At 69.3% G+C, this 21,791-nt stretch carries 20 protein-coding genes; 18 read left to right on the forward strand and 2 right to left on the reverse strand.

Translation table 11 applies throughout. The features are described 5' to 3' along the window. Window positions 1-162: 162 nt before the first annotated feature. Window positions 163-681 (reverse strand): inorganic diphosphatase, encoded by a 519-nt coding sequence (locus AB0M65_RS26500; protein ID WP_364032857.1) that lies wholly within the window; start codon window positions 679-681, stop codon window positions 163-165. 167 nt (window positions 682-848) lie between these two features. Between AB0M65_RS26500 and dacB the strand changes: the two genes are divergently transcribed. The 13 genes from dacB (at window position 849) to folK (ending at window position 14,395) form a co-directional block, all read left to right on the forward strand. Continuing rightward, window positions 849-3,038, forward strand: a complete 2,190-nt coding sequence (dacB, locus tag AB0M65_RS26505) for a D-alanyl-D-alanine carboxypeptidase/D-alanyl-D-alanine-endopeptidase (RefSeq protein ID WP_364032860.1) — start codon at window positions 849-851, stop codon at window positions 3,036-3,038. A gap of 109 nt (window positions 3,039-3,147) precedes the next feature. Beyond that, the gene (locus AB0M65_RS26510) at window positions 3,148-4,176 is read left to right on the forward strand and encodes a zinc-dependent metalloprotease (RefSeq protein WP_364032933.1); all 1,029 of its coding nucleotides are present in this window, start codon (window positions 3,148-3,150) and stop codon (window positions 4,174-4,176) included. Next, window positions 4,173-5,147, forward strand: a complete 975-nt coding sequence (gene tilS, locus AB0M65_RS26515) for a tRNA lysidine(34) synthetase TilS (protein ID WP_364032863.1) — start codon at window positions 4,173-4,175, stop codon at window positions 5,145-5,147. Before AB0M65_RS26510 ends, tilS begins: the two co-directional genes overlap by 4 nt. Window positions 5,148-5,160: 13 nt before the next feature. Further along, complete coding sequence (hpt, locus tag AB0M65_RS26520; protein WP_364032866.1) at window positions 5,161-5,724, forward strand: hypoxanthine phosphoribosyltransferase; 564 nt, start codon at window positions 5,161-5,163, stop codon at window positions 5,722-5,724. 145 nt (window positions 5,725-5,869) lie between these two features. Further along, window positions 5,870-6,235 carry a hypothetical protein gene (locus AB0M65_RS26525; RefSeq protein WP_364032869.1) on the forward strand — a complete coding sequence of 122 codons (366 nt, stop codon included), beginning with the start codon at window positions 5,870-5,872 and terminating at the stop codon, window positions 6,233-6,235. 17 nt (window positions 6,236-6,252) lie between these two features. Next, a complete protein-coding gene (locus tag AB0M65_RS26530) occupies window positions 6,253-7,632 on the forward strand; it encodes a hypothetical protein (RefSeq protein WP_364032872.1) in 1,380 nt (459 codons plus the stop codon). Window positions 7,633-7,697: 65 nt separating this feature from the next. Next, window positions 7,698-8,492, forward strand: coding sequence for an ESX secretion-associated protein EspG (locus AB0M65_RS26535; protein WP_364032875.1), 795 nt, complete (start codon window positions 7,698-7,700; stop codon window positions 8,490-8,492). Window positions 8,493-8,665: 173 nt separating this feature from the next. Further along, on the forward strand, window positions 8,666-9,499 hold the full coding sequence (locus AB0M65_RS26540; RefSeq protein WP_364032878.1) for an ESX secretion-associated protein EspG: 834 nt from the start codon (window positions 8,666-8,668) through the stop codon (window positions 9,497-9,499). Window positions 9,500-9,700: 201 nt separating this feature from the next. Then, window positions 9,701-12,133, forward strand: coding sequence for an ATP-dependent zinc metalloprotease FtsH (gene ftsH / locus AB0M65_RS26545; protein WP_364032881.1), 2,433 nt, complete (start codon window positions 9,701-9,703; stop codon window positions 12,131-12,133). After that, window positions 12,099-12,716: a GTP cyclohydrolase I FolE gene (gene folE, locus AB0M65_RS26550; RefSeq protein ID WP_364032884.1), complete on the forward strand. Its 618-nt coding sequence runs from the start codon at window positions 12,099-12,101 to the stop codon at window positions 12,714-12,716. Before ftsH ends, folE begins: the two co-directional genes overlap by 35 nt. Then, window positions 12,713-13,555, forward strand: a complete 843-nt coding sequence (gene folP, locus AB0M65_RS26555; RefSeq protein WP_364032887.1) for a dihydropteroate synthase — start codon at window positions 12,713-12,715, stop codon at window positions 13,553-13,555. The genes folE and folP overlap by 4 nt, the downstream gene beginning before the upstream one ends. Beyond that, a complete protein-coding gene (gene folB, locus AB0M65_RS26560) occupies window positions 13,548-13,907 on the forward strand; it encodes a dihydroneopterin aldolase (protein WP_364032890.1) in 360 nt (119 codons plus the stop codon). Before folP ends, folB begins: the two co-directional genes overlap by 8 nt. After that, entirely contained in the window at window positions 13,904-14,395 is a 492-nt protein-coding gene (gene folK / locus AB0M65_RS26565; RefSeq protein ID WP_364032893.1) for a 2-amino-4-hydroxy-6-hydroxymethyldihydropteridine diphosphokinase, read from the forward strand. The genes folB and folK overlap by 4 nt, the downstream gene beginning before the upstream one ends. Before the next feature lie 572 nt (window positions 14,396-14,967). Here the strand turns inward: folK and AB0M65_RS26570 are convergent. Further along, on the reverse strand, window positions 14,968-15,909 hold the full coding sequence (locus AB0M65_RS26570) for a MerR family transcriptional regulator (protein WP_364032896.1): 942 nt from the start codon (window positions 15,907-15,909) through the stop codon (window positions 14,968-14,970). Window positions 15,910-15,969: 60 nt separating this feature from the next. Between AB0M65_RS26570 and AB0M65_RS26575 the strand changes: the two genes are divergently transcribed. From AB0M65_RS26575 to panC, 5 genes are all read left to right on the forward strand, one after another. Next, window positions 15,970-16,431, forward strand: a complete 462-nt coding sequence (locus AB0M65_RS26575) for a DUF3180 domain-containing protein (RefSeq protein ID WP_364032899.1) — start codon at window positions 15,970-15,972, stop codon at window positions 16,429-16,431. 69 nt (window positions 16,432-16,500) lie between these two features. Beyond that, on the forward strand, window positions 16,501-18,624 hold the full coding sequence (locus tag AB0M65_RS26580) for a DUF6779 domain-containing protein (RefSeq protein WP_364032902.1): 2,124 nt from the start codon (window positions 16,501-16,503) through the stop codon (window positions 18,622-18,624). Between the two features lie 28 nt (window positions 18,625-18,652). Then, on the forward strand, window positions 18,653-19,822 hold the full coding sequence (locus AB0M65_RS26585) for a PrsW family intramembrane metalloprotease (RefSeq protein ID WP_364032905.1): 1,170 nt from the start codon (window positions 18,653-18,655) through the stop codon (window positions 19,820-19,822). Window positions 19,823-19,968: 146 nt separating this feature from the next. Continuing rightward, window positions 19,969-20,883 (forward strand): DUF2520 domain-containing protein, encoded by a 915-nt coding sequence (locus AB0M65_RS26590; RefSeq protein ID WP_364032908.1) that lies wholly within the window; start codon window positions 19,969-19,971, stop codon window positions 20,881-20,883. Further along, a complete protein-coding gene (panC, locus tag AB0M65_RS26595) occupies window positions 20,880-21,788 on the forward strand; it encodes a pantoate--beta-alanine ligase (protein WP_364032911.1) in 909 nt (302 codons plus the stop codon). The genes AB0M65_RS26590 and panC overlap by 4 nt, the downstream gene beginning before the upstream one ends. The last annotated feature ends 3 nt before the right edge of the window (window positions 21,789-21,791 follow it).

Here is a 21,791-nt window from a genome sequence, read left to right on the forward strand (position 1 = left end):
TGAAGGTCGAGTTTCCTCGGCTGAGCCGAGGGAAGGGGTCCTTCACGCGCCGTAGGTCACGCGCCGTAGATACGCAAGTAGTCGACTACTTGCGTAAGTGGGGCACGTGAGCGACGAAGGGGCCCTCCACCATGCGGTGAAGGGCCCCTTCGGCTCGCGAAGCTAGTGAGCCGCGGGACCGTCGACGGCCTCCTTGGCCAGCCGGTCGGTCTCACGCTCGAACGAACGGTGGATCTCGGCCTCGGCGTCGGCACGCCCGACCCAGCTCGAGCCCTCGACGCTCTTGCCCGGCTCCAGGTCCTTGTACACCTCGAAGAAGTGCTGGATCTCGAGCTTGTGGAACTCGTTCAGGTGGTGGATGTCGCGCAGGTGCTCCAGGCGCAGGTCGTTCGTCGGGACTGCCAGGACCTTGTCGTCCGGGCCCTTCTCGTCGGTCATCCGGAACATGCCGATCGCACGGCAGCGGATCAAGCAACCAGGGAAGGTCGGCTCCTGGACGAGCACCAGCACGTCGAGCGGGTCGCCGTCCTGGCCGAGGGTGTCGTCGATGAAGCCGTAGTCGGCGGGGTACTGGGTGGCGGTGAACAGGGTCCGGTCCAGCTTGATGCGACCGGTCTTGTGGTCCACCTCGTACTTGTTGCGCTCCCCCTTGGGGATTTCGATAGTGACGTCGAATTCCACGCCGGCCTCGCTGCTCTCGTCTTTGGTACGCCCCGCCGTCGCGGACGGCTCACCGAAATCATCGTCTTGTCTTCACTAGTGTGGACCACGGGGGCCCGGGCGGTCGCATCGATGTGGTCGTATGTGAGCTTGGCCCCTTCCCCGGGCGGTGGATGAAGGAGTGTTGCGTGCCGGAAAACGATGACCTGAGCTGGCCGTCGGACGATCACGACACCTCATCCGCCGAGCCCAAGGGCACCAAGGGGGACGGCGAGGCCACCGCCTGGCTGCCCGTCTCCGGCCTGGCGAACGGCAAAACCGAAGAGCTGGCCGTGCCCAAGGTCACACCTAAGAGTGGTTCCTGGTTCAACCCGGTCGTCGACGTCGACGACGAACCGGACGTCCCCAAGACCCCGACGCCGAAGTGGTCCGCCTTCGAACCGGCGACGCCTGTCGCGCCGAAGGAGCCCGAGGAGCCGAAGACGGTCTTCGTCAAACCGGTCGAGCCGCAGCACGCGGAACAGCCGGACTGGGACCAGTTCGACCGAGGCGCTCCCACCCCGGCCCGTGCTCCCGAGCCGTCGAGGCCGGAGCAGCGCCAGGAGCCCCAGCGCCAGGAGCCCCAGCGCCAGGAAACCCAGTACCAGGAGCCTCAGCGCCAAGAATCCCAGCGCCAGGAGCCTCAGTACCAGGAGACCCAGTACCAAGAGACCCAGTACCAAGAACTCCAGCACCAGGATTTCCCACGCCAGGAACCTCAGCGCCAGGAGCCCCAGCGCCGTCCCGAGCAGAACCGGATCGACCCGCCGCGACCTGCGCAGGTCCCGTCCGCGAACACGCTCGCGCGGCCCGTCCGCATCGAGCCGTCCGAAGAGCGCTTCGACTCCGAAGCCACTGTCGGCATCCAGCAGCCGGAACCGCCGTCGGAAGAACCCCCGGCCGCCGAAACCGAAGCCGCGCCCGCGCCGAAGCCCAAGAAGCGCAAAAAGCGCAAGGTCCTGGTGATCACGAGCGTGATCGTGGTGCTGCTGCTCGCCGGGCTGGGTGGGGCCGCCGCGATGCCGAAGGTGTCGAACCGGCTCGGCCTGCCCTGGGCGCCGAACGCGCCGAAGGGCGACATCCCGAAGCCCGCCGGTGTCACCCGAGTCCTCCACGGCCCGGACATCAACGGTGTCGCGCCGAGCAAAGCGGGTCTCACAGCCGCGTTGAAGGGGCCCGCCGGTTCCGCGGACCTCGGCACGCTCACCGGCGTCGTCGTCGATCCGGCGACCGGTGACGTGCTCTGGGACAAGAACTCCGGCACGCCGCTGACCCCGGCGTCGACCACGAAGCTCCTCACCGTCGCGGCCGCACTGCTGTCGCTGGATCACGGGATGCAGATGTCGACGAAGATCGTCCAGGGCGCGGATCCGGGCACGGTCGTCCTCGTCGCGGGTGGCGACCCTTCGCTGACTTCGCTGCCGCTGGGCACCGACTCGCCGCTGTACCCGGGCGCGGCCCACGTCGACGATCTCGTCGCCCAGGTCAAGAAGGCGGGTGGCGGGAAGATCTCCAAGGTCCAGCTGGACGTCAGCCTGTTCAAGGGGTCGACGTCGGCGGCGGGCTGGGATCCGGAGGACACCGCCGCCGGGAACACCTACATGGCGCCGGTCGTCCCGGTGATGGCCGACGGCGGCCGCACCGACCCGAAGAACGACCACTCGCCCCGTATCGCGAACCCGGGGACGGCGCTGACCCAGAAGATCGCGGGGAAGCTCGAAGCCCAGGCAGGCGGCACCGTCACGGCGCCGAAGGGCGCGAAGGTGCTCGGCGAGGTCAAGTCGCAGCCGCTGACCGAGTTCACCAACTCGCTGCTGCAGCTTTCGGACAATATGCTCGCCGACGTCCTGGCCAGGCAGATCGCGCTCGCCAAGGGCGGCGAGCCCTCGTTCACCGGCGGCGCGGCGGCCACGATGGACGTGCTGAAGCAGGCCGGGTTCGGTCTCTCCGGTGTCCAGCTCAACGACGGCAGCGGTCTGTCCGATCAGAACAAGATCCCGGCAAAGGTGCTCAGCGAGATCCTGTCGGTCGCGGCGGCGCCGGACGGCAAGGATCCGAGGACGGCCAAGCTGCGGCCGCTGCTGGGGGGCCTCCCGGTCGCGGGTGGCAGCGGGACGCTGGAGAAGCGCTACGGCGATCCGAACTCCTCGGCGGGCCGGGGCTGGGTGCGCGGCAAGACCGGCACGTTGTCCGGGGTGAACACCCTCGCCGGCGTGGTGCTCGACACCGACGGCCGCATGCTGGTCTTCGCGCTGATGTCGTCGGGTTCGGATCAGGACAAGGGCCGGGCCGCGCTCGACGTCGTCGCGGCGACACTGCACAAATGCGGCTGCCGCTGAGTTCGGTGAGCGACCGGAATCGGAGCGTGAGGAAGTCGCGGCGGAAATCGGGCTTTCAGCGGGTAGCGTCATAAGAGTGAGTGAGGAAACGCCGACCAAGACACGTTCGATGGTCGACTGGTCCCTGGCCGCCTCGACGGGCGCCCTTCTGGTGCGTGGTGGCCCGGTGGTCGATCGCGATGAGGCCGAAGAGGCCGTCGCCGATCTACGCGAACTGACCAGCGAGGCGGAAGGGCACGTCCGGGAGCTGACCGGGCTCGGCCTCGACCTGCCGTTGCTGCCCGCCGAGGTCGTCGACAGACCAGGCTGGGTCCGCTCGGCCGCCGCCGGCCTTGACGCGCTCACCGGCCGCGCGCTGCCGCAGGCACAGGGCGGCCCGCTCGGACCCGTGCTGGCCGGTGGTGCCGGTGTCCAGACCGGACTGGTGCTCGCGTTCCTCGCGTCCCGCGTGCTCGGCCAGTACGACCCGTTCGGCGGGCCGGACCGGCAGGGGCAGCTGGTGCTCGTCGCGCCGAACGTGGTCGCAGCCCAGCGCGCGATGGACGTCCCCGGCCACGACTTCCGGCTGTGGGTCTGCCTGCACGAATGCACCCACCGGCTGCAGTTCACCGCGGTCACCTGGCTGCGCGACTACTTCGCCGACGAGGTCGAGCGCCTGATCGGCGGGCTCGCCGGCCGCGACGCGGACGGGCTGAGCGACCTCGTCGGGCGGCTGCCGGACACCATCAAGCAGATCGGCAAGGGCAAGGCCGGCGGCGCCGGGCTGGCCGAACTCCTGCAATCGCCGAGCGAACGCGCGGTGTTCGACCGGCTGCTCGCGCTCTCCACGCTGCTGGAAGGGCACGCCGATTTCGTGATGGACGCCGTCGGGCCGCAGGTCGTGCCGACCGTCGAGCTGATCCGGTCGCGGTTCACCGCGCGGCGCAAGGGCGGCGGCCTGATCGACCGTGTGCTGCGCGGCCTGCTCGGCGTGGACGCGAAGATGCGCCAGTACGAGCAGGGCGCGAAGTTCACCAAACACGTCGTCGAGGCCGTCGGCATGGAGGGCTTCAACGCCGTCTGGACGTCGCCGAACACGTTGCCGACCCGCGCCGAGATCACCGATCCGGCTGCCTGGGTGCGGCGCCTGCACGGGTGAGCGGACCGGATCCGGCGATCGCGGCCGTACGGACGGCCGTGCGGGACTTCCTCACGTCGGAGGGCCCCTCCGACGAGGTGTGCGTCGCGGTCTCCGGTGGCGCGGATTCGCTCGCGCTGGCCGAAGCCACGGCGTTCGTCGGCTCTCGCGCCGGGCTGAAGGTGCGGGCGCTCGTCGTCGACCACGGCCTCCAGGACGGCTCCGCCGAGACAGCGGCGAAGGCGGCAGGCACCGCCCGTGAACTGGGCGTCGACACCGCTGAAGTCTTACGGGTGAACGTCGAGGGCGCGGGTGGGCCGGAGGCGGCGGCTCGCCGGGCCCGGTATCGCGCACTGCGTTCGGCGCTCCCCGAAGGTCGCGGGCTCGTCCTGCTCGGCCACACTCTCGACGACCAGGCCGAAACCGTCTTGCTCGGCCTCGGCCGTGGCTCGGGACCGCGGTCGCTCGCCGGGATGAAACCGCACGACCCGCCATGGGGGCGTCCACTGCTCGCCGTCACCCGCGCCACCACCCGCCGAGCGTGCCGCGCGCTCGGCGTCGAACCGTGGCAGGACCCGCACAACGAGGATCCGCGCTTCACCCGTGTCCGGCTGCGAACGGAAGTACTCCCCCTTCTGGAGGATGTCCTCTCCGGCGGCGTGGCGGCCTCGCTCGCCCGCACGGCCGCGCAATTGCGCGAGGACACCGAGGCGTTGGACACGCTCGCCGGCGAAGTCCATCTGCGTGCTTTCACCGCGGAAGGCCTCGACGTCGCGGTGCTCGCCACCGAGCCGCCCGCACTGCGCCGCCGCGTCCTCCGCAGGTGGCTGCTGGACTCCGGGGTCCGCGAACTCACCGACGCCCACCTGCGATCGGTCGACGCGTTGGTGGGGAACTGGCGGGGTCAGGGCGGGGTCTGGCTACCCGGCGACTTGGTGGCCAAGCGGGCGCATGGCAGGCTCTCGGTCGAAGCACCCCAGTCCACCACCTAGAGGGGATCGTCCCTTGTACGAAGGCGAGATCGCCTCCGTGCTCGTCACCGAGCAGCAGATCAACGACAAGATCGCCGAATTGGCCGCGCAGGTAGCCGCGGACTATCCGGCCGACGGCCCCGGTTCGGGGAAGGGAGACCTCCTGCTCGTCGGGGTGCTCAAGGGCGCGGTGATGTTCATGACCGACTTCGCCAGGGCACTCCCGCTTCCTTCACAGCTCGAGTTCATGGCGGTCTCCTCCTACGGCTCGGCGACCTCGTCGTCCGGCGTGGTGCGGATCCTCAAGGACCTCGATCGCGACATCGCCGGCCGCGACGTCCTCATCGTCGAGGACATCGTCGACTCCGGGCTCACGCTGTCGTGGCTACTGAAGAACCTCGCCAGCCGCAACCCGGCCTCGCTGGAGGTCGTCTCGCTCCTGCGCAAGCCGGAGGCGGTCAAGGTCGACGTACCGGTCAAGTACATCGGGTTCGACATCCCGAACGAATTCGTAGTCGGATACGGCCTGGACTACGCGGAGCGTTACCGGGACCTGCCCTACATCGGAACGCTGGACCCGCACGTTTACACGTCCTGAGAACCGCTTGCCCGCGAACGCGGGAATGCGGAACCCTGAGCACGGAGAACGCGTCATAGGTTGCGATCAAGTGCGTTAACCTATGCGAAGACCTTCGCCACGAAAGCCGTCGTGGCCTGGCCCGGGGGAAACGGAGAGAGCTCAGATGGGGAACAGCAGCTTGGCGGACGCGAACGCGTTCAAGAACGCCGCGGCCCAGGGCCAGGTCGGTATCGACCCGGACGCGGCCCAGACCGTCCTGAACAAGATCCGCACCGGCAAGGACTCCATCGAGTCCCTGCTGCACCGCTCCGGCGACCTCGCGCAGGCGCCGAAGCTGGGCAACAACCCGGTCGGCAACGCGATCGCCGCGAAGGTCGCGAACCGCGCCGACGGCGGCGGCGACTCGTACGCGGCCGCGCTCCAGAACCTGTACCAGCAGTACGAAGCCGCCGAGTCCGGCATCGTGACGGCGATGGCCCGGTACCACGAGATCGACCAGGCCGCGGCCGAGCCGTTCCGGAACGTCTGAGGGGGAGTCAGAAAGCCATGCCACCGAAGCACAGCGCCGACTCTTACGGCGAGCAGAACAACACGCCGGTCCAGCTCGGCGACAACTCGGATTCCGCGGGCATCGTCTCGTCCGCCCGCGGCCGTTCGGACGGTTTCGACATCGGGGCCGACCGTGCGATCACGAATCCGCCGAACTGGGAGAGCGCCCAGTCAAGCCAGGACCTGTGGAACCAGGCGAACCTCGGCAACGACCCCAGCACGGCGACCTCGATCAGCCAGTCATGGGGCTCGCACGGCACCAAGCTGAGCCAGGCGTCGAACGACCTCTACAACGCGATCTCCGAACTGGGCGCCGCCTGGATCGGGCAGGGTGCCGCCGGTGCGCAGGGCGCGCTCGTCTCCATCGCGAACTCGGGTTCGCAGGCCTCCGAAGCCGCGACCACGATGTCGGACAGGCTGCAGAAGCAGGCTGACGCCGCCACCAAGGTCAAGCTGATGCCGAAGCCGACCGACTACAGCCCCGAGAAGGCGATGGGGCAGGCACTCGCGGCCGGTCCGCTCGGCATGATCACCGATCAGAAGCCGCTCGCCGACCAGGACAAGGAAGTGCGGGCGGAGCAGGCCAGGTTCCTCGAGGCCTACACCAAGGAGATGAGCGAGGTCGACAGCTCGACCCCGAGCTTCGGCCCCGACTCCCTCGGCATGAAGCCGACGGCCACGCACAACAACGTCTCGTTCGGCGGCGTCGGCAACGTCGGCGGCGGGCACCTGAACTCCGGCGCCGTCTCCGGCACCCCCGTCCTGGCAGGTACGCACGGCTACGGCGGCGTGCCGGGCGGCTCCTCGGCGGCCGTCCACGGCGGTCCGGACGCGGGCGTGTTCTCCCAGTCCGGTTACACCCCCGGCGCGAACGCCGCCGTTCCCGGCGCCGCCCCTGGCTCCGGCCTTGCCGCCGGAGCGGGTGTGGGCACGGGTGCCCCGATGACCCCGCACGCCCCGGCGAGCGGTGGCAGCGGAGGCATCGGACAGGCACTCACCGCGGCCGCACTCGGTGGTGGCCTCGGTTACGCCGGTGCCAAGGCACTCGGGCAGGGCAACAAGTCCGGCGCCAAGGAGACCGACAACACCGACGCGGCCGCGACCGACAACGCGCCCGCGCAGAGCGCCGCGTCGCAGGCACTGCCGCAGCAGGGCATCGTGAACTCGAGTGGCACCATCGGTGGCGGCGCGACTCCGCCGATGCAGGGGATGGGCGGTGGCATGGGCATGGGTGCCCACGGCGCGCAGGCCGAGCAGGAAGAGGAGCACACGCACGCGTCGTTCCTCATCGAGCCCGACCCGGACGACGCGTTCGGCGCCAACGAGGCGACGCCGCCGCCGGTCATCGGTGCCTGGACCGAAGACGACGATCGCTAGACCGGTTTTCACCGGGCGCGCGGCCGATCCGGCCGCGCGCCCGCTGACCTGTATGGGGGCGGGATATGGCGAACGGTGAACTGCTCACCGCGGTCGAAATGGACTTCCTTTGGGAGACCGCGAACGCTGGTGAGCCGCCGTATCCGCTGCGGCTCCGCTCGCACGGGGCGACGGTGGACGAGCGCGGCGCCCTGCGGAAGCAGACACTCCAGTCACTGAACCAGCGCGCGCTCGCGGACGACCGAGGTCGTCCCGAACCCCATCTCGAAGACTACTTCGGCGTCCTCGCGAGGCCGGATCTGAGCGTGGACTGCGTCCAGCTCAACAACCCCAACACCGAGCCGCTGCTCGCGGTCGCGTCGATGCTCGGCGCGCAGGGACTCCTGACCGTGCAGGACCCGCGTGGTTTCCACTTCCACCCCATCGCCCCGGACGGCCTCGCGAGCGCGATCGTCTCCCTCCTGCCGCCAGGCTCGCGCGGCACGGAGAAGTCGATCACCCTCCCGCTGGACGGCCTCGTCGGCGCTTCGGGGGCGGACTTCCTCCAGCGTCGCCAGCCGCAGGTCGACGGCTCGGTGACGTCCGACGAGGACCGCAAAGCCCTCTCGCGGCTCCAGGCGCAGCCGCGGTTGCGCGGCGGCCAGTTCGGCGCCAACGCGCGGAGCCGCCACGGCACGCGGAGCCGGTCTTCGGTGCTGAGCTGGTTCGACACGCAGTCGGGCCGGTACTTCACCCAGGCCACCCGAGGCTCGGACGGCCGCGACTGGATCACCATCGCGCCCGCGGACCCGGCGACCCTGCGGTACCGGCTCACGGAAATGCTGGGGAAGATCGCCGCGGACGCCACCGTCGCGCGCTGACCTGGTCGCTTCCGCGCGGTCAACCCCGTGCAAGGAAAGTCCCCTTCATCGCCCATCCACCCGTCGTCTGTCGTACCCCTTCGCTATCGTGAACCCAGGGTGTCCTGACGCACAGCGACCAGCCGCGCACAGGCCCCGCAGCACGCGCCAAGGTGCCGGGAGGGCACGGAGCAATGCATCAGGAACACTTCACGCCGATGGCGTTCGACTTCCTCTGGGAGTCCGCCGAGCTCGGCGACCTGCCGTACCCGCTGCGCTCGCGCTCGCATGGCGCGACCGAGGCCGAGCGGCGGGCACTGCGCAACCGCACCGACGTCGAACTCAGGGCTCGCGGCATCCGAGACAGCCGCGGCAGGCTGGAGCCGACGATCGAGGATTGGCTGTACCTCCTCGCCCGCGGCTCGCTGACCATCGACGCTCTGCACATCCCCGAATTCCAGGCCCCGACGATCGCCCTGCTCGGCGCCACCGACGGCCGCACCGGCGTACTCGCGATCCAGGACCAGAGCGGCGTCTGGCTGCGCGAGGCGCCTGCTGACGGGCTCCCGACCGCGGTCGTCGACCTGCTCCCGCCCGGACGGCGCGGCTCCGAGGCCTCCGTCACGCTGCCGATAGACGACGCCCGCCGGACCGAACCGATCCGCGCCGCAGTCAACGCGGCGAAGCAGGCCGAAGAGCCCGAAGCGGCGAAGATCCGCCGTAAGGAGAAGGCCCGCGTCTCACTCAGCGAACGCGTCACCGCGGACCCTCGTGAGGCGTTCGGCAAGCTCACCGGTCAGCCGCGCCTGCGTGGCGGTCAGCTCGCCGCGAACAGCCGTTCCCACGTCGGCGCCAAGCAGCGTTCGCGTGTCCTCGGCTGGTTCGACACCGCGAGCGGGCGCTACCTCAGCACGTCACAGGCCGGCCCGGACGGACGTGAGTGGGTCACCGTCTCACCCGCCGACATCAAGGCGCTTCGCATGCGTTTGGGCGAAATGGTCACCGGTGTGGCGGTCGGCACACGCTAGGGTGACCACCTCGTTCACGCTCCGGGAACCCTCGCGTAGCTTCGGGCGTTGACGTCCGAGAGGCTCACCACCCTCGTCCGGCCAGGCGGGCGGTATCCTGAGGGGCGGGTGTCGGAGCACCATGGGTCGTCAAGATCGTGCTGGCGGGTATCACAGGAGCCGCCCAACCAGGAAGGGTCGAGGCCACCAGGGCCGAGTCGTATGAACCGGAAGAGCGTGCTCAAGAACCCAGTGCTCTGGATTCTCGCGGCGGTACTGGCGTTTCTCGCATACAACACGATCTTCGACAGTGATCGTGGCTATACCCAGGTGCCGATCTCGATCGCGAATCAGCAGATCACCGCGAACAACGTCAAGGAAGCCTCGCAAGAGGACAAGGAGCAGCAGATCAAGCTGCTGCTGAACAAGAAGATCGAGGTCGACGGCCAGCAGGTCGACCAGATCATCGCCCAGTACCCGGCGAACGTCGCGGGCACCGTCTACGGGCAGCTCATCGCCCTCAAGAGCGGTGACAACCCGGTCAAGTTCACCACCAAGGTCACCCAGCAGAACGTCCTCACCCAGATCCTGATCTTCGCCATCCCGTTGGCGCTGGTGCTCGGTCTGCTGATGTGGATGATGAACAACGCGCAGGGTGGCGGGAACCGCGTCCTCAACTTCGGCAAGTCGAAGGCCAAACAGCTCAACAAGGACATGCCCAAGACGACCTTCGGGGACGTCGCGGGCGCCGACGAGGCCGTCGAAGAGCTGTATGAGATCAAGGACTTCCTGCAGAATCCGGCGCGATATCAAGCACTCGGCGCGAAGATCCCGAAGGGCGTCCTGCTCTACGGGCCGCCCGGTACCGGTAAGACGCTGCTCGCACGAGCCGTCGCCGGCGAGGCAGGCGTGCCGTTTTACACGATCTCCGGCTCCGACTTCGTCGAGATGTTCGTCGGTGTCGGCGCCTCCCGTGTCCGCGATCTGTTCGAACAGGCCAAGCAGAACGCGCCCTGCATCATCTTCGTCGACGAGATCGACGCGGTCGGCCGCCAGCGCGGCGCCGGCCTCGGCGGCGGGCACGACGAGCGCGAGCAGACCCTGAACCAGCTCCTCGTCGAGATGGACGGCTTCGACGCTCGCGGCGGCATCATTTTGATCGCCGCGACCAACCGTCCCGACATCCTCGACCCGGCGCTCCTGCGCCCCGGCCGGTTCGACCGCCAGATCCCGGTGTCCGCACCGGATATGCGCGGCCGCCGGGCGATCCTCGAGGTGCACGCCAAGGGCAAGCCGATCGCGCAGGGCACCGACCTGAGCGGTCTCGCGAAGCGGACCGTCGGCATGTCCGGCGCCGACCTGGCGAACGTGCTCAACGAGGCCGCGCTGCTCACCGCCCGCGAGAACGGGCACGTGATCACCGACGCCGCGCTGGAGGAGTCCGTCGACCGCGTCGTCGGCGGCCCCGCCCGCAAGAGCCGGATCATCTCCGAGAAGGAGAAGAAGATCACGGCCTACCACGAGGGCGGGCACGCGCTCGCCGCGTGGGCGATGCCGGATATCGAGCCGGTCTACAAGCTGACGATCCTGCCGCGTGGGCGCACCGGCGGGCACGCCCTGCTCGTCCCGGAGGACGACAAGGAATTGATGACCCGCTCGGAGATGATCGGGCGCCTGGTCTTCGCGATGGGTGGCCGGACGGCGGAGGAGCTCGTCTTCCACGAGCCCACCACCGGTGCCTCCTCCGACATCGAGCAGGCGACGAAGATCGCCCGCGCGATGGTCACCGAATACGGTATGAGTGCCCGGCTCGGCGCGGTCAAATACGGTCAGGAACAGGGTGACCCGTTCCTCGGCCGCTCGGCCGGTCGCCAGGCGGACTACTCGCTGGAGGTCGCGCACGAGATCGACGAGGAGGTGCGCAAGCTCATCGAGACCGCGCACACCGAGGCGTGGCACGTGCTGAGCACCTACCGCGACGTGCTGGACGAGCTGGTCATCGAGCTCCTCGAAAAGGAGACGCTGACCCGTAAGGACCTCGAGCGGATCTTCGCGTCCGTTGAGAAGCGCCCGCACATCACCATCTTCAACGAGTTCGGCGAGCGGAAGCCGTCGGACAAGCCGCCGATCAAGACCCCGGGCGAACTGGCGATGGAACGCGGCGAGCCGTGGCCCCCGCCACAGGAGAAGAAGGAGCAGCCGGTGCTGCAGCCGGCGCCGACCCCGGTCGGTACCGCGCAGGGCGGCGGCGACCTCCCCGGTGGTCCGCCGTACTCGACCCCGGCTCCGCCGCCGGACCCGAACGCGAACCCGTACGCACCGCCGCAGCCGGGCGCCTACCCCAACGGTGGCCGCCCGAACGGTGGGCCGAACGGCACCGGTCACTGGCCCCAGGCATATGGTGGGCAGCAGCCGGGCGGTCCGGCAGGCGGTTACCAGGGTGGGCCCGTTGGCGGCCCGCCGAACTACGGGGCTCCTCCCGGATGGACCCCGGCCACGCAGCCGGGCACCCAGCCGAGCCAGCCCTGGCGTCCCGCCGAAGACCGTCCGCGTGACGACTGGTTCAGCGGCCAGCCCGGTCAGGCCGGCGGTCAGCAGCAGGACGAAGGACAGCAGCGGCGTGAATCCGACGGGCAGGACGACAACAAGCGATAGCGGCGCGGGCCCGGTCTTCGACCAGGATCGGGCCGAGAAAGCCGTACGCGAACTCCTGCTCGCCTGTGGTGAGGACCCGGACCGGGACGGTCTCCTTGAGACCCCCGCCCGGGTCGCCCGCGCTTACCGGGAAATGTTCGCCGGTCTCTACACCGAGCCGGATCACGTCCTGGACCGCACCTTCGACGAGGCACACGAAGAACTCGTCCTGGTGACCGACATCCCGATGTTTTCAACCTGTGAACACCACTTGCTCTCCTTCCACGGTGTCGCCCACGTCGGCTACATCCCGAACAGCCACGGCAAGGTCACCGGCCTGTCCAAACTGGCCAGGCTCGTAGATCTCTACGCCAAGCGCCCGCAAGTCCAGGAACGCATCACCTCGCAGGTCGCCGACGCGCTCATGCGCAAGCTCAATCCCCGCGGCGTGATCGTCGTGGTCGAGGCCGAGCATCTCTGCATGGCCATGCGTGGCATCCGCAAACCCGGCGCCAGGACGACGACGTCGGCCGTGCGTGGCTTGTTGCAGTCTTCGCCGTCTTCCCGGGCAGAAGCGCTGGACCTCATCAAGGGCCGTCGATGACCGCCCTTCCCCGGCCCGGCCGCTGCGCGGTGATGGGCATTTTGAACGTCACGCCCGATTCCTTCTCCGACGGCGGCCGCTACCTCGGCGTCGACCAGGCCTTGGAGCACGCGCGCGGGATGTGGGCACGCGGCGCGGACCTGATCGACGTCGGCGGTGAGTCGACCCGCCCCGGAGCGTCCCGAGTGGACGCCGATACCGAGATTTCCCGAATCCTGCCGGTGATCCGCTCGCTGGCGGCCGATGGCGTCGCGATGTCGGTGGACACCACCCGTGCCGAAGTCGCGACCGCCGCGATCGAGGCGGGCGCGTCGGTCATCAACGACGTCTCCGGTGGGCTGGCCGATCCGAACATGGCGAAGGTCGCGGCGGAAACCGGCGTGCCGTGGGTCCTGATGCACTGGCGCGGGCACAGCAAGGACATGAACGCGCTGGCGTCCTATGAGGACGTTGTCGTGAACGTCCGTGCCGAACTGCTGTCCCGGGTGGACGAAGCTGTCGCGGCCGGGGTCGACCCCGGTGCGATCGTGCTCGACCCTGGGCTCGGTTTCGCGAAGAACGCGGAACACGACTGGGCACTGTTGAACGGGCTGGATTCCTTTCTGGCACTGGGTTTCCCCGTACTCGTCGGGGCATCGCGCAAGCGTTTCCTCGGCCGCCTTCTGTCCGGAAAGGACGGCACACCCGCTCCGCCGGGCGGCCGTGAGAACGCGACCGCGGCGGTGTCGGCACTCGCGGCGTCGGCCGGGGCGTGGGGTGTCCGGGTGCACGAGGTCGGCGCGAGTATCGACGCGGTGACCGTCGCGGCCGCTTGGCGAAAGGGGAGTCCCGTTGTCTGACCGGATCACGTTGACCGGATTGAGGGTCTTCGGCAGGCACGGGGTTTTCGACCACGAGAAGCGCGACGGGCAGGAGTTCGTCGTCGACGTCGTGGTGTGGCTGGACCTCGGCCCCGCCGCCGCCTCCGACGACCTGACCAAGACCCTGCACTACGGCGAACTCGCCGAACTCGCCGCCGGGATCGTGGCGGGGGAACCGTACGACCTCATCGAGAGCGTCGCCGGGAAGATCGCCGACGAGGTGCTGCGCGACGACCGGCTGACCGCCGTCGAGGTGACGGTGCACAAACCGGCCGCGCCGATCCCGCTGAACTTCGACGACGTCGCGGTGACGGTGCGGCGAGAACGATGAGCCGCGCGCTCCTGTCACTCGGGTCGAATCTGGGGGACCGGCTCGCGTTCCTCCAACTCGCCGTCGACGCCGTGCGGCCCGCGCTCGTCGCCGTGTCTTCGGTGTACGAAACGAAGGCGTGGGGTGTCGAGGACCAGCCGGACTTCCTCAACGCCGTCGTCCTCGTCGACGACCCGGCGCGCGACCACTGGGACTGGCTGCGCACCGGGCAGGCGGCCGAGCAGGCCGCGGAGCGCGTGCGCGAACTCCGCTGGGGCCCGCGCACACTGGATGTCGACGTGGTGACCGTGGACGGGGTGCGCTCCGACGACCCCCAGTTGCGGCTCCCTCATCCCGGCACGCCGGAGCGCGCGAGCGTGCTGATCCCCTGGCTGGAGATCGAGCCCGCCGCGGTACTTCCCGGCCACGGTCCCGTCGCCGACCTCCTCGCCGCCCGCCCCTGCGCGGACGTCGCCTCCGTGCGCCGGACCACCCTCACCCTCGCCTGACCCCCGCGAAGGGGCAGGGGGTCGTGAGTGGCGATTCGGGTTATTGAGGGGTAGGGCAAAGGTGGCGTGGCGGATTTGGCGGCGGCAGCGGGCTCGCCAGTGTCCCGGCGCTCCTGGACTATCCACACAGGACACTCTTCCCGATACGGGTGTCCGGTTTGAGCAATTCGCGCGGTTTCCGGAGGGGGTCGTGAGTGATATGGAGGGTTCTAACCCTCCACATCACTCACGACCCCCATCGCTAACCGTACATATGGGCATGAATCGGGCATTCTGCAGCCAAAGAGCGTCCTTTGCGGACAGTCAAGGCGTGGCCCGGCTTGGCGCCGTCGGCCGATGTCCCCAATGTGGCATTGGAGCCGCTGAGTGTCCCCAATGCCACATTGGGGACATCGCCAAATGCGGCTCACGCGGATGTGCCACTCGCGACCAGCCCGGCCCGACACCCTCGTGGGCCCCGCCCCTCCCCGCAACTAGTCCTCTAGTTGCGGTAGTTGGCGATACGAACCATCGCAACTAGAGGACGAATTGCGGGACGGGCGGTGAGCGAAAGTGATAGCAAAGGTCCCTTGCTACCCCAGCGAGGCGCGAAGGGCGGCGATGATCCATTCGGCCTGCCGCATCTGCGAGGGGAACGAGGGCCAGCCGTTCATCTTTCCCAGTAGCGCCCAGTACCGTTCGGCGCGAGGGTCCGAGCTGATCGCCATCCCGTCGGCCAGGCGCTTCCGCCAGGCCGGGTCCGCCGAGTCGCGTCCGTTCCGCGAAGACTGCGCGAAGATCGTCTCGGCCAGTTCCCGGCCCGTAGCCGAGTCCGGCGCGAGACCGGCTTCGAGCGCTTCTGTCGCCTTCTCGCTCCACGCCACCCATAGCTGTTGCTGCTTCTCGCCGAAGTCGGCCCCGTCCTCCTTCCGGAGCTTCGAGTGCCACTCGCTCATCCGGCGGATGGACGCGCGGAACTCGTCGTCCTGCACGAGTTCGGCGAACTCGATCCACGCCTCCAGTTGTTCCGGCGTCGGGTCGTCGGGTAGTTCTGGTTTCGCCGAGCGCATCCGCTCGTAGAACTCCGGGTCCAGTTCGAGCCCTTCGACCATGTCCGCCCAGAACTCGTCCAGCAAACGTTTGCGGTCTTCGTCCGACATCGATGCGAGCTTGTTCATCAGTTCGACCTCCTCCAGTGGTGAGTCCCGTTTGGCCACCGCTCGCAGAACCGCGCGGCGCAGTTCCAGCCGCCGGATCTGCTCATCCAGGGCCGCGACGTGCTGGACCGCGAGGTTCCCGATGGTCGCTTCCCTGGTCAGCGCCCGCTCGACGTCCGCGAGGCCCAGCCCGAGTTCCCGCAACGTCCGGACCAGCTCCAGACGCGCCATCGCGGTCGCGTCGTAGAGCCGGTAGCCGGAATTCGTGCGGTCCGTCGGCGGCAGGAGTCCTTCGTCGGAGTAGAAGCGGATGGTCTTCACCGGCAGGCCGGTCCGTTTGGCCAGCTCCCCGATGGTGAAAACCGCTGCGGTGCCCATATGCCTCATCGTCGACTCTCCAGTTGGTGGAGAGTCAAGCCTGCCAGGTAGCGTTGAACCATGCACTTCACCCGGCCACGCGAGCTGGTGGTGGCCGGCCTACTGGGCTTGGTCCTGGCCTACCTGCTCTTCCAGATCGCCTACGGTTCCATCCCCGCGCTCCCGCTTTTCGCCGGAGTGACGCTGTTCGTGCTCGCGCTCTGTGAGGCCGTACTCGCCTTCATCATTCGTTCGCGGATCAAGGAGGGCAGGGTGCTCGCCGCGATCTCTGTCGCCCGATCGGTGGCCCTCGCGAAGGCGTCTTCGCTCGCCGGATCGGCCATGACGGGTGTCTGGTTGGCTGCCTTCGCGTATCTTTTTCCGCGACGTGACGAACTCCTCGCGGCGAACGGTGACCTCCGCTCGGCGACGGCCGGGATCGTCAGCTCGGCGGCCCTGGTAGCTGCGGCTTTGTGGCTTGAACACTGCTGCCGGACACCCGAGGGAAGTGATCGGGACCGCGATCCCGAGCCGACCGGTTAACGCTTGAGAGGCACCGCTCGAAGTACCGACTAGGTCTCGTTCGGATTACTAGAAGGTACGGTGTTGGGCATGACCGGGGTGGGTGACGACTCGCGCGGCCGCCTTGCGGGTAGGCCGTGGCTTGTCGTCGGCTTGGTTCTCGCCGTCGGCGCGACTCTCGCATTGGTGCTTTCCGATGACCTCCGCTACTTGCGGCTGGGTATCGTCGCGGCGCTGTGGGCGGCCCTGATCGGGGCGTTCCTGGCGGTCCGCTACCGCAAGCACGTTTCACAGAGCGAGGACGCCGTCGCCGAGGCACAGGCCGTCTACGAGCTTGAGCTGGAACGCGAGATCGCCGCCCGCCGCGAGTTCGAGCTGGAGATGGAAGCGGAGAACCGGCAAGTCGCCGACAGCCGCTCCCAAGACGAGCTCGAAGCTCTCAGAGCCGAGGTGACCGCTCTTCGCGAGAGCCTCCAGTCGCTCTTCGGCGGTGGCGAGGTCCTCCTCGAACGTGTCGCGCTCACCGCGCAGGCCACCCGGATGCGTTCCCTCGACAACAAACAGCTGATGAGCGCCGGTTCCGAGAACGGCAACGGCAAACCCCAGCTGATGGCGGCCAAGAGCACCACGATCGACGTCGACGAACGTGACCTCGGGCGGGAACGCCCGACCGAGATGATCGACCGCGTCCTCGAACCGGCGTCCGCACGGGCGAACACGCCGCCCGCCGCCCGCCGAAAACCCGCGAACGGCCAGGTCAACGGCTCGAACGGCAACGGCGTCAACGGCAGCGGCGTCAACGGCTCGAATGGCAGCGGCTCGAACGGCCACGGCTCGAACGGTTACGGCCAGAGCAACCAGGTCCCCCGGCCGAAGCCGGTCGACGAATCCACTCGCCGCAGCATGCGCAAGGCCGACGCCCGCGCTTCGAAGGCCGCCGAGGCGCTCGCCGCCGAAGCCGCCCGCCGCGAGCGGCTCGAAATGTCCAACCCCGGCATGTCTCCCGTCGAGATCTCCCGGCCGATGCCGAGGGTCGACGCCCAGCGCAAAACCCCGCCGCCGGTGACCCCGGCCGAGGTGTCCCGCCCGTCGATGCCCGGCGTCTCACGCGCCGAGGTCTCGCAGCCGTCGATGCCCACCGTCGCCCGGCAGCCCCAGCGCCCGGACTCCCAGCGCCCCGACTCCCAACGCCCGGAACCTCAGCGCCCGGAACCTCAGCGTTCGGAAACCCAGCGCCGTCCGCAGCAGCCGTCGCTGCAGCAGCGCCTCGACGCCGGCACCGTGCAGCGCCCGCCCGCGCCGCGGCCGGAGGAGCAGATCCGTAAGCAGACACCGCCGGTGAAGCCCGCCGCGCAGGCGAAGCCGGTCAAGAAGGTCGAGCCGGACCGTCCGCGGCCGAACCGTGAACTCGGCCTGACCCGGCCGGGGATGAAGCCGGTCGAACGGCCCCTTTCAGCCGGTGGCACGCCGCCACCCGCGAACAAGCCCGCCGCCAAGGCGGAGCCGATGGAAGCCACCGGCGAGTGGAAGCCGTCATGGACGCAGGAGCGCCCGGTTTCCGACCTGAGCGCGGCGTTCCCCAAGAAGGACGACTTCCAGGACAGGCTGCGCCCCGCGCCGCCGAAGCAGCCCCAGCCGTCGGCGTCCCTGCCGCGTCCGGAGCCTCGTCGCGAGCCGGAAACCCCGACGCCGCTTTCGCTCCCGGCCATGTCCGAGCCGCCGCGCCGCGCCGAACCGCCGCGCCGAGCCGAGCCCGTCCGGACGCCGGAGCCCGAGCCTGCGCGCCGTCCGGCCGCTGAGACGCCGTCGCGGCACGGCGGCGGCGGCGAGGAGCCGCCCGCGGTCAACACGACGCTGCCCGAAGAGGTCCGCATGCAGACCCGGCCCGGCGGACGCCGTCGCCGGGCGGCGGAGGACTCGTCGGCCTCGCTCACCCCGGCGCCGAACGTGCCGGAGCCCACCGGGGGCGGCCGTCGCCGTCGTCCGGAAGGGGAGCCGCCCGCCTGGCAGGGCACCGAATCCTCGGGGGGCCGCCACGGCGGTCACCGGTCGAAGCCGGAAGACGAGGCGCCGTCCCACAGCGGGTCGTCGCACAGCCGTCCGGAGACGCCGGCCGCCGGGTCCCACGCGTCCGGTCGCTCGGTGATGGACCTGCTCGCCGCCAACGGCGCGAACGAGTCCACCCCGCGGCGCAGGCGGCGTGCCGAGGACTGAGTCCATACCGACGGTAGGGTGACCCGCTGTGAGCGAGCCTTCCTCCCCGGACCCCGGCCTCGACCGGGCCCGCCGGTCCCGGTCGATCACCGTGCTGCTGCCGGTGCTCGGGCTGATCGCCGTCGCGTTGTGTGGGCTGTTCGTCTTCGGCACGGTGACCGAGAAGGTCGGCCTGCCCGCGGTGACGATCGGTGTGCTCGCGGCGCTGGTCCCGGTCGCCGTGGTGGTCACCGCGTTCCTCTGGGTCGACCGCTGGGAACCGGAACCGCCGAAGCTGCTGCTGCTCGCGTTCGTCTGGGGCGCGTGCGTCGCGACGATCATCGCGCTGCTGCTCAACAGTGGCGCCGAGGCCGTCGGTGACCTGCTGCTCGGCAGCGGAGGCGGCGGCAAGATCAGTGGCCTGGTCTCCGCGCCGCTGGTCGAAGAAGCCGCGAAGGCGGCCTTCATCCTGTTGCTGTGGTGGCGTCGCCCGATCGAGTTCGACGGCGTCGTGGACGGCATCGTCTACGCCGGGTTCACCGCCGCCGGATTCGCCTTCACCGAGAACATTTATTACTTCGGCCGCGCGTTCGCCGAGAACGGTTTCGGCGACGGCACGAGCGCCGGCGTGCTCGCCGCGTTCTTCCTGCGCGGGGTGCTCTCGCCGTTCACGCATCCGCTGTTCGCGGTGATGACCGGGATCGGGCTCGGCGTCGCCGCGAGCAGCAAGGTCCGCTCGCTCCGGATACTGGCGCCGATCGGCGGCTACCTCGTCGCGGTGCTGCTGCACGCGTTGTGGAACGGCGCCGCGTTGCTCGGCGGCGCCAAAACCTTCCTGAACGTCTATTTCCTGATCATGGTGCCGCTGTTCATCGGAGTCTTCTCGGTGGTGATCATGCAGCGGCGCCGCGAGCAGCGGATCGTCGCGGCCGCGTTGCCGATGATGGTGGACGCACGCTGGATCGCCCCGTCCGAAGTACCGTTGCTGGCCAGCTTGTCCGGGCGGCGGTCGTGGCGGAAACAGGCGAAGAAGCAGTCGGGGCGCGACGCGGCGAAAGCCGTCGGCCGCTACCAGGCCAGCGTGACCGAGCTGGCGTTCCTGCGCCGCGGTCGCAAGCTCTCCGACGAGGGGAAACAGCGGCAGCGTGAACTGCTGCGGGTGCTGAAGACGTCACGTGCCGAGGCCGTGCGGCTGGCGGACAGTGCACCGCGCGGGTGACCTCGGTCAGGTGAAGCTGGTCACGGGGGTCGGTTCAGACGCGTGCCGGAGGGTTACCCTCGCGCCGTCGTCTGGTACCCGCGACCACCGAGCGGGACTGGAACGAGTTGAGGAGTTTCGACCATGAGCGTCCCTTGGCGCACGCCATGATGAGGCCGGCTCGCCTGGCCGTGGGGGTCGTCTCCGCGGGCCGGGTCGGCAGTGTCGTCGGTGCCGCGTTGGCGAGGGCCGGGCACACCGTCGTCGGGGCTTCCGGCCTTTCCAACGCTTCGGTACGCCGGGCGGAGCAACTGCTCCCCGACGTGCCACTCCTGCCACCCGACGAGGTCGCCCGCCGCGCCGATCTCGTCCTGCTGGCCCTGCCCGACGACGCACTCGCCGGGATGGTGCGCGGCTTCGTCGCGACAGGCTCCCTGCGACCGGGGCAGATCGTCGTGCACACCTCGGGGGCGCACAGCATCGACGTCCTGGCACCCGCGGCCGAGGCCGGTGCGCTGCCGCTGGCCCTGCACCCCGTGATGACCTTCACCGGCCGCGCCGAGGACCTCGACCGGCTGGCCACCTGCAGTGTCGGCGTCACGGCCACAGCGGGTGACGAAGCGGCCTGGAACGTCGGCGAGGCACTGACCGTGGAGATGGGCGCGGAGCCCGTCCGGGTCCCTGACGAAGCGCGAGCGCTCTATCACGCGGCGTTGGCGCATGGCGCGAATCACCTGATGACACTGGTCGCCGACTGCGCGGAATTGTTGCGGGAAGCGGGAATCGTGCAGCCCGAACGCCTGGTGGCTCCGTTGTTGTCGGCGGCGTTGGATAATGTTCTGCGACACGGGGACCGGGCACTGACCGGGCCGGTGGCCCGTGGTGATCTCGGCACCGTGCGTAAGCATCTCGCGGTGCTGGCCGAACGTGCTCCCGACGTCGCTCCGAGTTATCGCGCGCTGGCCAAGCGCACGGTGGCGCGCGGCACCGCCGCCGGGCTGCTGGACGACTCGGCGGCCGCCGAACTCACCGAACTTCTCCGTGAACCCGCAGATCCCGCCGAAGGGCAGCAAAACCAGTGACCACACCCAAATTCGCCCGAGGCACGCTGCACACCTTCCAGCCGCCGGAGCAGGTGAGCCAGGTGACGCGTGCCCTGCACGGGGTTGGCCGCAAGGTCGCGCTGGTGCCCACCATGGGTGCGCTGCACGCGGGCCACCGCGAACTGATCCGCCGGGCGAAGCGGCTGCCGAACACGGTGGTCGCGACGTCGATCTTCGTGAACCCCCTGCAGTTCGGGGAGGGCGAGGACTTCGAGGCGTATCCGCGTCCGCTGGAGGCCGACCTCGCGGTGCTGAAGGAGGACGGCGTCGAACTGGGCTTCCTGCCCAAGGCGTCGGATCTGTACCCCGACGGCACAGGCGTCACGGTGCACCCCGGCGAGCTCGGCGACGAGCTGGAGGGCGTGGTACGGCCGGGGCATTTCGCCGGCGTGCTGACCGTGGTGGCGAAACTGTTCAACATCGTGCGGCCGGACTATGCCTTCTTCGGGGAGAAGGACTACCAGCAGCTGGTGCTGATCAAGAAAATGGTGCGTGACTTGAACTTCGACACCCGGGTCATCGGGGTGCCGACGGTCAGGGAACGCGACGGGCTGGCGTTGTCCTCGCGCAACGTCTACCTGACTCCTGAACAGCGTGAGGACGCGATCGTGTTGTCGGCGGCACTCACCGCGGGTGCTTTCGTCGGCCGCGACGGCGCGGACGCCGTGCTGGCGACCGCCAGGCAGACCCTCGCCGCGCGACCAGCGGTCGAGATCGATTATCTGGAATTGAGGGGAACCGACCTCGGGCCCGCGCCCGTCGACGGTGAAGCGCGGTTGCTGATCGCGGCCAGGGTGGGGAATACCCGGCTGATCGACAACGTCGGTGTGGTGCTCGGTGTCGCCGCGGACCATCCGGAACACGCGCTGGACGCAGGGGAATAGGGA

The sequence above is a fragment of the Amycolatopsis sp. NPDC051071 genome (genome assembly GCF_040682875.1).
In the GTDB taxonomy this organism is placed as follows: Bacteria; Actinomycetota; Actinomycetes; order Mycobacteriales; family Pseudonocardiaceae; genus Amycolatopsis.